Consider the following 10,621-nt stretch of genomic DNA (forward strand, 5'->3'; position numbering starts at 1 on the left):
GCGGTGGCCCAAATTGGTAAAAAAGTAAAAAATGTTAGAGTGAGAACCCGACCGCGAAGGTGACAGGTTGCGCTACGAATTCCTGATTGGACTGAGATATCTGCTGGCGCGGCGGCGTGAACGCTTCGTGTCGGTGATCGCGTTCATCTCGCTTGCGGGGATCGCGATCGGGACCTTCACGCTGTCGGTCGCATTATGCGTTATGAGCGGATTCGAGCAGGACCTGCGCGCGCGGCTGCTCGCGTTTACGCCGCAGGTAACCATCGAACGCTCCGATGGTGGCGTGTGGAATCCGGGCGACCTCGAGAAGAAGATCACTGCGATACCGGGAGTGGTCGCGGTGGCGCCATACGTCACGTCGCAGGTAATGGCGGTCTCGAGCACCGACTCGGGCGCGCCGGGTCTCGTCTCGGGCGGAATTCTCCGCGGGGTCGAGCCGCATGACAACGGGGTGCTGAAGGAATTGAAAGACACGCTCGAGGTCGGGTCGCTTGACGATCTCGAGACGACGCATCCGGTGACGATCGTCGACAAGGGCGTCAAGCGGGTCGTCCAGCTGCCCGGCGCGATCCTCGGCAAGTCGCTCGCGTACGAACTGGGCGCGAGACCGGGCGATCCGGTGATATTGATTTCGCCCGCGAGCCTGGGAGCTGGTATCGGGCCGCCGCGCCTCAAGCGATTCGTGGTGACGGGATTCTTTCACTCGGGCATGTACGACTTCGATTCGACGCTGGTGTTCGTCGCATTGAAGGACGGACGCGCGCTGCTCGCTGACGACGCTTCGCTCGAGAGCGGACTTGAGCTGCGGCTGGCCAATATGTTCGATGCGCCGGCGATACGCGACAAGATCGCCGCGATGGCCGGGCCTGATTTCGAGGTGAAAGACTGGACCACGGCCAACGCGCCGCTGTTCGCCGCGCTCAAGCTCGAGAAGTTCACGTACTTCATGGTGCTGCTGCTGATCGTGCTGGTGGCGGCATTCAATATTATCGCGACCCTGGTGATGCAGGTGATGGAGCGCCGCAAGGAAGTCGCCATCCTGCGCACTATGGGTGCGATGGCGACGTCGATCGCGCTGATATTTCTGTGGCAAGGCGCGGCGGTGGGCGTGATCGGCACGATTATCGGCGATGGAACCGGGTTCGTGACGTCGTTCCTGATCGGCAAGTATCATTTGATTCATCTGCCGGCCGACATGTTCATGGTGAGCAATGTGCCGGTGGAGTTGAATCCATGGAACTTCGTGCTGGTGGCGGTGGCGACAATAGCGTTGTGCATGCTGGCGTCGGTCTACCCGGCGTTGCAGGCAGCACGGCTGCGGCCGGTCGAGGTGATCCGCTATGAGTGAAGCGCGCGCCGCGGCCACGAAAGCGAAACCGAAAGCTGCTACGGGGCGTCTTATCGAGGTGCGCGGCCTCGACAAGACATTCTACGACGCCGATCGCGAGATTCGCGTGCTGCGCAATCTCGATCTCAAGGTCGAGGCGGGCGAGGAAATCGCAGTGGTCGGGCAATCGGGAACCGGCAAGTCCACTCTGCTGCACATAATCGGGAGCCTCGAAGAGCCGACCGCGGGCAAAGTTTATTTTGAGGGCGAGGATTTGTTCGCGCTCGATCAGAAATCGCTGGCGGAGTTTCGCAACCTGAAGCTGGGCTTCGTGTTCCAGTTCCATTACCTGCTGGCGGACTTCAATGCGCTGGAGAACGTGATGATGCCGGCGCTGATCGGCCGTATCGACGAGGCGGAGGCGACCCGGCGCGCAACCGAAATGCTCGAAATCGTGGGCCTGGGCGATAAGCTCAAACGCCGGCCGGCGGAACTGTCCGGCGGCGAGCAGCAACGCGTCGCGGTGGCGCGCGCGGTGGTGCTGCGGCCCAGGCTGCTGTTGGCGGACGAGCCGACCGGCAATCTCGACCCGCATACGGCGGCTGAAGTGCACGATCTTTTTCACAAGCTCAATCGCGAGCTGGGAATCACGCTGGTGATAGCGACTCATAACGAGCAGTTAACCCGCAGCGTCGGGCGCGCGCTGCGACTGCTTGAAGGAAAGTTGGTGGACGAGCGGCGTGCTTAAGAGATCCTGGCCGCTCGCGTGGGAAGTGGACAATCGAGTTTTCTACTGCGTTACTTTGAGCGGTTTACTGAAGTCCTGTTCGTAAAACTTTAGGCGCTGGCGGGGGTTTGGTTTACATGGCGGAAGCGATTGGCTAGTTTGGTCGCGTTTTTGGTGGGTCTGAGTGACATTGGAAAAATTCAACGCGCGCACGCCGCGCGCGCCGTTATTCTGCGGGCTACGCTGTCCGCATCGAGCGCTATTGGCCGCGAACTTTGCGCTGATACTGCTGATGGTCGCGGCGATACTCGGGCCGTCCGTCGCGCGTGCGCAGGCTCAACCGATAATCTCCAAGATTGAGATAGTCGGTAATCAACGCGTCGAGGAAGACGCGATCCGAATCCACATCACGCAGCAGGTCGGTGCGCCGCTCGATCCGAATGCGGTCGACGCGGACATCAAGTCGATTGACCGGTTGGGATTCTTCTCGAACGTGAGCGCGCACGTCGTGAATCAGGGCGGGCAGAACGTGCTGGTGTACTACGTGAAGGAGCGCCCGCAGATAACCGACGTCAAGTTCTACGGGATGAAGGCGATCCGCTCGAACGACGACAAGGTAGTCGCCGCGACCAAGCTGCATCCGGGGACGATCCTCAATCCGGTCGCGGTCAAGGAGACCATCAACGATGTCACCGCGGTTTACGCGGACAAGGGCTACAGCGACGCCAGGGTGACCTTCAAGGCAATCCCGCAGCCCGACAACACGGCGTTCGGCGAGTTCGACGTGGTGGAGGGGTCGAAGGTCGAGATCACCAAGATTCAGTTCGTGGGCAATCACGCGTTTTCGTCCACGGTTCTGGCCAACAACATGGAGACGCGGCCCTACAGCAAGTTGCTCAGCTGGATAACGGGATGGGGCGCGCTCGACCCGAAGAAGCTTCAGGAGGACGTCGATCGGCTGACGGCATTTTATTACGACAACGGCTACCTGAACGTTCAGATCGCGCCGCCGCAGATAATCCGAAACGCTGAGAAGATCACGATCGTGATTAATATCGACGAGGGCACGCCTTACCGCGTCGGCAGGATCGACATCGAAGGCAACCTGAAGTTCCCGCGCCGGGAATTGCGCAAGCAGCTGACCATGAAGAGCGGGCAACTGTTTCGAGGATCGTCGTTGCAGCGGCAGATACTGGCGCTGTCGGATTTCTATTCGAACCGCGGCTATGCCTACGTCAACGTCGATCCGCGCACGCAGCTGGTCCGCACCAACAAGCGGGTCAACGTCACATTCGTGGTCAATCCCGGTCACGAAGTGCTGATCGACCGCATCAATATCAGCGGCAACACCAAGACCTCGGACAAGGTAATTCGGCGCGAGATCCAGCTGCAGGAGCAGGAGCCGTACAGCGCCGAGGAGATCCGCGATTCGCAGACGCGTCTGCAACGGCTGGGATTCTTCAGCGACACGCGCATCACGACTGCCCCGGCGTCGCAGCCCGACAAGATAAATCTGAACGTGAACGTGACCGAGGCGAACACCGCGTCGTTCCAGGTGGCGGGCGGTTTCGACAGCTATCAATCGATATTTGGCAATTTCACGCTCGGCAACACCAATCTGTTTGGTGGCGGCGAATCGTTGGTAGCGAACGCGCAGGTCGGTTTCCTGTTCCAGAACTACAGTATCAGCTATACGGAGCCGTGGTTCCTGGATATCCCGCTGGCCGTGGGCCTGCAGTTATTTGACAACAAAACCTATCTGCTGAGCTTCAACCAGTCGTCCGCCGGCTTCACCTTGACGACGACGTATCCGCTGACCGAGCTCGGCTTCAAGAAGCTGGGCCCATTCTCGCTCAAGGATATAACCGCCGGAATCGGCTACTCGTTTCAGAGCATCGGGATCACCGGGCTGAACGAGTTCACAACTTTCCAAATCGCGCGCTACAAAGGCTATACGCAGACTTCCCAAATTACGCCCACGATTCGGCGCTTCACGGTGGACAATCCGACCGATCCGCGCACCGGCACGGTCGAGAGTCTGAGCTTGCAGTTCGGCGGACTCGGCGGCACCAATTCGTTCATCAAGGGTGTCGCTCATTTCCGGTATTTCTATCCGTTCCTCAAGAGCCAGACCCTGGGGACGTTCGTGGTGTCGCAGGGAGTCACCTACGGCATCGGGACCAACCTGGAAAGCGGGACCGGCGGCGAATTGCCACTCTACGAGCGATTCTTCCCGGGGGGCGTCGGCGGACCGGGCGACGTGCGCGGCTATCAGCTTTATTCGTTGGGGCCGCAGGTGACTATTTTCAGCCAGAATGGAACGCCGCTCAGCGTGCAGGACGTTGGCGGCAGCAAGGAATTGTTGCTGAGCAACGAAATCACGTTCCCGATATTGTCGGGATTGGGCATTCGCGGCGTTCTATTCAGCGACGCGGGACAATCGTTCCTGCTGAAGGATTCGCTCGACATAACCAAGCTGCAGGCGTCGGCCGGAATTGGCGTGCGCTGGAAATCGCCGTTCGGGCCGCTGGCGGTGGATATCGCTTTCCCGCTCAACCCGCGGCCGGCGGACCAGCATACGGTATTCGAAGTCGGCGCCGGATCGCCGCTGTAGTTTCGTCAGGCGCCACAATGAATTCTTTGACAGCCGAAGACGAGCAGACGCGCACAACTGGATTTAATGCTGGTCGAAGGACTATCGTGTATATTTCACAAGGCAACGAGTCGCGTATCCATGCGAGTCTGCTTCGCTGGGTCGTTAGGTAGTCAACAGGAGGCTTTCCGGGCTGTATGAGGCAACGGTTGTTCATCGGTGCGATTTTCGGTGCGTTCCTTGCGGTGACGTTTGCGGCAGTTCCCGCGCACGCCGAGTTCAAGTTCGCCTACGTTGACGTGCAACGGGCGCTTAATGAGTGCGACGCCGGCAAACGAGCCAAGGCCGACTTCCAGGGCCGTGTCACCTCGCTGGAGGGGCGTCTGCAGCGCCAGCAAAATGAAGTCCAGTCGCTCAAAGACGAGATGGAAAAAAAGGGCATGCTGATGAACCCGGATCAGCGCCAGAGCCTGCAGGACCAGTACATGGAGAAGCTCAAGAACTTCGAACGCGACTACAAGGACTCGAAGGACGAGCTGCAGGCGAAGGATCAGGAGGTCACCGCGAAGATCGTGCACGACCTCGCCCAGGTCATCCGCACGCTGGGAGAGCGCGACAGTTACACCATGGTGTTCGAGAAGGGATCGATCCTCTGGGGCGCGCCGAGTATCGATATCACCGACCAGGTGATTCGCAGCTACAACACGATGCACGTGCCGATAGGCAGCGTCGGCGAAGGTCCGGGCGGCGCAGTAAGGTCGGCGAGCATCCAGAGCAATCAGCCGGGTGACTCGGAGCCGTCGGATTTTGGATCGCAGGCGGCCAAGAAGTCGACCATCTCGAAGTAAGCTGCTCGACGAGATTACGCGAAGTAATTCCCGGTGCCTGACGACCACGAAACCAAAGTCTCAGAGCTCGAACGCGTGCTGGGGCTGCTGCCCCATCGCTACCCGTTCCTGCTGGTCGATCGCATCCTCGAGCTGAGCAAGGGCCGTGTCGTAACGATCAAGAACGTCAGTTTCAACGAGCCGTATTTCGCCGGCCATTTCCCGGAGCATCCTGTGATGCCGGGGGTACTGATCGTCGAAGCGCTCGCGCAGTCCGCGGCGATCCTCGCGCTCAATGAAGTCGGCGGAGACCCGACGCGCCTGTTCATGCTGACCGGGCTGGACAAAGTGCGATTTCGGCGGCGCGTCATCCCGGGCGATCAACTGCGGATGGAAGTAAAAATTTTGAAATTTCATCGACCGTTGTGGCGGATGCATGCGGTGGCGCGCGTCGGCGACGAGCTGGCAGCCGAGGCGGAATTGTCCGCGATGGAAGTCAAGGAGCAAGTTCGATAGCGGGGAGAATCCATCCTTCTGCGGTCATCGACCCGGGCGCCGAACTCGACACTAGCGTGGAAGTCGGCGCGGGCGCGGTGATCGGACCGGACGTCAGGATAGGTGCGGGGAGCGTGATCGGTCCGTGCGCGATGATCGAGCGCCATACCACGATTGGCCAGCGCAATCGCATCTGGCAGTTCGCTGCGATAGGCGCGGAACCGCAGGATCTCAAATTCAAGGGCGAACCGTCGGTCGTCGAAATCGGCGACGACAACATGATTCGCGAGTTCGCCACCGTTCACCGCGGCACCGAAGGCGGCGGGATGATCACGAAGATCGGCAGCCACACGCTGGTCATGACGTACGCGCACGTCGCGCACGACTGCATTATCGGCGACCACGTGATCCTCGCGGCGTCCACCGGCCTCGCGGGCCACTGCGTTATCGAGGAGTACGCGATTTGCGAGGGCCAGGTCGGGGTGCATCAGTTCACCCGCATCGGCACTCACGCGATCGTGGCGGCGGGCGCGAAGGTCGCGCAGGACGTGCCGCCGTACTCGATGGTGGCGGGCAGCGAGCGTGCGCGGCTGGCTGGAATCAACGATATCGGCCTGCAACGGCGCGGCTTCAAGCCGGAAACAATTGCGGCGCTGAAGTCGGCCATCCGCATCCTCTTTTTCTCGAAGCTGCTGCGCGAGGAAGCGATCGCTAGGACTCTCGAGGAATACGGCGACTTTTCCGAGGTTCGCCGCCTGGTCGATTTCATAAACAACTCGAAGCGCGGAGTCGTTGGCCGCGAGCGTGAATAAGCTCGGGCTCATCGCAGGCAACGGCGTCTTCCCCCTCGAAGTAGCGCGCGCCGCCCGCGCGCGCGGAACAAAAATCATCGCAGTCGCGCACCTCAATGAAAGCGAACGCGCGCTCGATTCTATTGCCAACGAAGTCACTTGGATCAAAGTCGGCGAGCTGCAGAAAATTGTCGATGTCTTCAAAAACGCCGGAGTGTCGGAAGCCGCGATGGCCGGCGGCATCTCACGCGCGCGCCTGAAGGACTCGTTCGCACCCGATGCGCGCGCGCTGAAGATGCTCGCAGGAATCGGGCGCTTCAGTGACGACGCCGTGCTGCGCGGGGTCGCTCGCGAAGTCGAAGCTGAAGGAATCAAGATGATCGATCCGGTGCCGATGATCGAACATTGGCTCGCGCGCGCCGGCGTCGGCGCCGGTCCCGATCCGAGTCCTGCTCAACGGCGCGATCTCGATCTTGCGTTCGAAGTCGCGCGGCGCCTCGGCAGCTACGACATCGGACAGACAGTCGCGGTTCGCGACGGAATGGTCGCCGCGGTGGAAGCGCTCGAGGGAACCGACGCCGCGCTGCGCCGCGCGGCCGCGCTGGTCGGCGCTGGACTGGTCGTAGCGAAAGCGGCGAAACCGGGTCAGGACATGCGCTTCGACCGTCCGGCGATCGGCCCGGCAACGGTGGAGTTGCTTGCTGAGATCGGTGCGGCAATGATCGGCGTCGAAGCGGGAGTCGCGCTGATTCTCGAACGGGATCGCACACTCGAACTGGCGCGCTCGAAAAACGTGACGATATACGGCTATGCGGAAAACCGTGGTTGAACTGCGCGCCGCTGTCATTGGCGCGGGACGGCTGGGCACTCTGCACGCGCGCAAGTACGCCGCGATTGCGGGAATCACGCTCGCGCACGTGGTCGATATCGACGCCGAGCGGGTCGGCGCGCTCGCGAAGGAAGTTGGCGCGACGCCGCTAGCCGACTATCGGATGCTCGTCGGCAAGGTGGACCTTGTGACGGTCGCGTCGCCCGGCGTGACGCATCATGAGATCGCGTCCGCGATGCTGAAAGCCGGCATTGACGTGCTGCTGGAAAAGCCGATGGCGGAGAAGTTGACGCAGGCGCGCGATCTGGCGGCGCTCGCATCGGCCAGCAGGCGCGTTCTGCAAATAGGCCATCTCGAGCGTTTCAATCCGGCGGTCGTGCATCTGCATTCGATCGTGAAAAATCCGCGCTTCGTGGAATGCCATCGGCTCGCGCCGTTTACCGAGCGCGGCACCGACGTCGACGTGGTGCTCGACCTGATGGTGCACGATCTCGACGTGATCCTGTCGGTGGCGCCGTCGGAGGTAGCGTCGCTGGAGGCGGTCGGCGTCGCGATTCTCACCGATCGAATCGATCTGGCAAACGCGCGCGTCCGCTTCCAGAACGGTCTGATCGCAAATCTGGTCTCGAGCCGCGTGTCAGCGCGACGCGAGCGCAAGATTCGCTTTTTTCAGCCTGACGCGTACATCTCGGTCGATTACGAAGCTCGCAGCATCCAGATTTTCCGTAGGACTCCGCCGGTGCGCGGCGCGCAGTTCCCGACAATTTCGGCCGAACAGATCGATTTCGGCGAGGGCGATCCGCTGGCCGACGAGGTCAAGGCGTTCGTCGAGTCCGTTCGCAGCCGGTCCACGCCGGCCGTCAGTGCCGAGGACGGACTGCGCGTGATGGAACTAACCGAGCGAATCAAGCAAGTGATGTTGACCGACTCGGTCGCGCCTTGACGCCTGCGGTACGCTGCGACAGCATTGATCCGCCATGCGTTCCATGAAACTCAAAATTCTAGCCGGTCTAATGCTCGCGGCAGGGGCTGCGTTTCTGACGTTCACCGCGATCTCGGAGTGCACCATGGTGACCGGCGTTGACGACGTCGCGATCAACGCGTTGGCGCTACGCCCGGGCAGCGCTCGACTTTTTTGCTATACCGACGATGCCGGCAAGCAGTTGCGCTTCGTGCTCGCGCGCGGCAACGACGGCAAGGTGCGGTCGGTGTTCGACGCATGCCGCCAATGTTTCACGTTCCATAAAGGCTACCGGGCGGGCGGCGGCGAACTGATTTGCCGGGTGTGCGGAAACCATTACCCAATAGAGAGGATGGCCGAAGGCAAGGCGTCGTGCGTGCCTATCGGCCTGCCGCATCAAGACGATGCCGGAATCGTGCACATCAAGACCGCGGATCTAAAGGCGGCACGAGGGTATTTCTGACATCCGAGTAGCTATTGATAGATATGTTTGATGTTGGCCTAAAGTACTACAGCCGCGTCGTTGGGATAGTCAGTCTCGCGGCACTCCTTGCTCTTTCGGCATGCGGCAATCGGGAAGCACGAGGCGATTATCCGGCGGCCAATGAGAATAATTGCCTGCCCGACGTGAGTCTGATCGATCAACACGGAAGCACGGTCTCGCTCGCATCGCTGAAGGGCAAGCCGGTGCTGATCGATTTCATTTACACCTCGTGCGCCTCGACCTGCCCGATGCTGACGGCGAAGATGGCGGCGATCGCGCAGAAGCTTGGCCCGGCTCTGGGAGCCGACATCAGAATTGTCTCAATATCGCTCGATCCCGAGCATGATAGCCCAGCCGAACTTGCGAAGTATGCTCAGAGCCACGGCGCAAGCGAAACTGGTTGGATCTTTCTGACCGGGCCGCCCGCGAAAATCGACCAGGTGCTCGCGTTATTCAAACTGCGCCGGACGCGCGAGAGCGATGGATCGATTACGCATTCCATCGAGGCATTCCTGATCGGTCCCGACGGCCATCAGATTCGGCAGTACAACGCGCTCGACGTGAGCCCTGACGCAGTGGTCGCCGACGTCGAGCGCGCACGGGGCTGATATGACGATCGCACCCAAGATCGACCGCGCTTCGATTCGGCAAATCGCCGCCGCGATGGCGTTGGTCATGGTGATGGCGAGCCTGCCATCGATCGGTGTGATCGTGATTTCCGATCAGTCGGGGCCGAGCATCTCGATGGACATTTGTCATCCGCTGCAATCGCTCGAAAATGCTCCGGCGGTCGTGCCGATCGCGCGCCCGGCGCAGCCGGCCGTCGGCACGAAGGTTCTTTCGCATGAAGTGGCAGCTCAATTCGTTCCCATTCTGAAGAGTAAACTCGCCGATACTCCCGATCCGCCTCCGCCCAAGCAGTTCTGCTAGCAGGGCACTTTTAAATTTCCTTTTGTGACGGACGACAGCTCGCGGACCTCGATGGTTCTGCGTGCTAACGGTGCGGCCTCAGGCCGCCGGGATGGATGGTTATGCGGAGGAATCAAATGTCGGGGCGTCAGGTCTTCTCCGAGGCCAGACGCGTGTTGCTGGCGACGATTTTCGTAATCGGTCTAACGCCAGGCCTGGTCCGGGCGTGTGCATGCGGCTGTGGAGTCTTCGAGGTAGATACCGAAGCACTGATTCCGCAGGGGACCGGAGGCCAAGTATGGTTTCAATACGAATACATGGATCAGTACATAAACTGGCACGCGACCCAGCCAGCCTCCGAGTTCTACAACAACGATAAGTACATCCGAACGAACTTCATGGAGGTCGGCGGACAGTACATGTTCAATCGGAGTTGGGGAGTGATGCTCGAGGTGCCCTACTGGTCGCGCTATTACAAGGGTGCGTATGACGGCGACAACGCCGGCATCCATTGGTACCAGGACGACTCGATCGGCGATATCCGGATCCAGGGAATGTACACGGGTCTGTCGGAGGACATGTCTACCGGACTGATGGCGGGAGTCAAGGTCCCGAGCGGCCAGTGGACCTACCCACCCTACGATCGGGATACGCAAATTGGCACCGGAAGCACCGATC

11 protein-coding genes and 1 pseudogene are annotated in these 10,621 nt (G+C 60.6%); all 12 read left to right on the forward strand.

Features of this window, described 5'->3' with window-relative positions; translation table 11 throughout:
- The first annotated feature begins 67 nt into the window (after positions 1-67).
- Positions 68-1,348 carry an FtsX-like permease family protein gene (locus WB650_RS14565; protein WP_423960965.1) on the forward strand — a complete coding sequence of 427 codons (1,281 nt, stop codon included), beginning with the start codon at positions 68-70 and terminating at the stop codon, positions 1,346-1,348.
- Positions 1,341-2,075, forward strand: coding sequence for an ABC transporter ATP-binding protein (locus WB650_RS14570; protein ID WP_423960967.1), 735 nt, complete (start codon positions 1,341-1,343; stop codon positions 2,073-2,075). The genes WB650_RS14565 and WB650_RS14570 overlap by 8 nt, the downstream gene beginning before the upstream one ends.
- Positions 2,076-2,244: 169 nt before the next feature.
- On the forward strand, positions 2,245-4,668 hold the full coding sequence (gene bamA / locus WB650_RS14575) for an outer membrane protein assembly factor BamA (protein ID WP_423960969.1): 2,424 nt from the start codon (positions 2,245-2,247) through the stop codon (positions 4,666-4,668).
- A gap of 176 nt (positions 4,669-4,844) precedes the next feature.
- On the forward strand, positions 4,845-5,495 hold the full coding sequence (locus WB650_RS14580; protein ID WP_422306096.1) for an OmpH family outer membrane protein: 651 nt from the start codon (positions 4,845-4,847) through the stop codon (positions 5,493-5,495).
- Positions 5,496-5,528: 33 nt separating this feature from the next.
- The gene (gene fabZ, locus WB650_RS14585; RefSeq protein ID WP_422306098.1) at positions 5,529-5,990 is read left to right on the forward strand and encodes a 3-hydroxyacyl-ACP dehydratase FabZ; all 462 of its coding nucleotides are present in this window, start codon (positions 5,529-5,531) and stop codon (positions 5,988-5,990) included.
- An 8-nt stretch (positions 5,991-5,998) separates the two neighbouring features.
- Positions 5,999-6,781: an acyl-ACP--UDP-N-acetylglucosamine O-acyltransferase gene (gene lpxA, locus WB650_RS14590; protein ID WP_422306108.1), complete on the forward strand. Its 783-nt coding sequence runs from the start codon at positions 5,999-6,001 to the stop codon at positions 6,779-6,781.
- Positions 6,774-7,589 carry an LpxI family protein gene (locus tag WB650_RS14595; protein ID WP_422306100.1) on the forward strand — a complete coding sequence of 272 codons (816 nt, stop codon included), beginning with the start codon at positions 6,774-6,776 and terminating at the stop codon, positions 7,587-7,589. Before lpxA ends, WB650_RS14595 begins: the two co-directional genes overlap by 8 nt.
- On the forward strand, positions 7,570-8,532 hold the full coding sequence (locus tag WB650_RS14600) for a Gfo/Idh/MocA family protein (protein ID WP_422306102.1): 963 nt from the start codon (positions 7,570-7,572) through the stop codon (positions 8,530-8,532). Before WB650_RS14595 ends, WB650_RS14600 begins: the two co-directional genes overlap by 20 nt.
- A gap of 43 nt (positions 8,533-8,575) precedes the next feature.
- Positions 8,576-9,013 carry a Fe-S-containing protein gene (locus WB650_RS14605; protein ID WP_422306104.1) on the forward strand — a complete coding sequence of 146 codons (438 nt, stop codon included), beginning with the start codon at positions 8,576-8,578 and terminating at the stop codon, positions 9,011-9,013.
- Positions 9,014-9,036: 23 nt separating this feature from the next.
- Entirely contained in the window at positions 9,037-9,642 is a 606-nt protein-coding gene (locus WB650_RS14610) for an SCO family protein (RefSeq protein ID WP_422306106.1), read from the forward strand.
- A gap of 1 nt (position 9,643) precedes the next feature.
- Positions 9,644-9,964 carry a hypothetical protein gene (locus WB650_RS14615; RefSeq protein ID WP_423960973.1) on the forward strand — a complete coding sequence of 107 codons (321 nt, stop codon included), beginning with the start codon at positions 9,644-9,646 and terminating at the stop codon, positions 9,962-9,964.
- 116 nt (positions 9,965-10,080) lie between these two features.
- A pseudogene (locus WB650_RS14620) lies at positions 10,081-10,621 on the forward strand (hypothetical protein); the annotation flags it as partial.

Source organism: Binatus sp. (SeqCode) (assembly GCF_049584895.1).
GTDB lineage: Bacteria > Desulfobacterota > Binatia > Binatales > Binataceae > Binatus.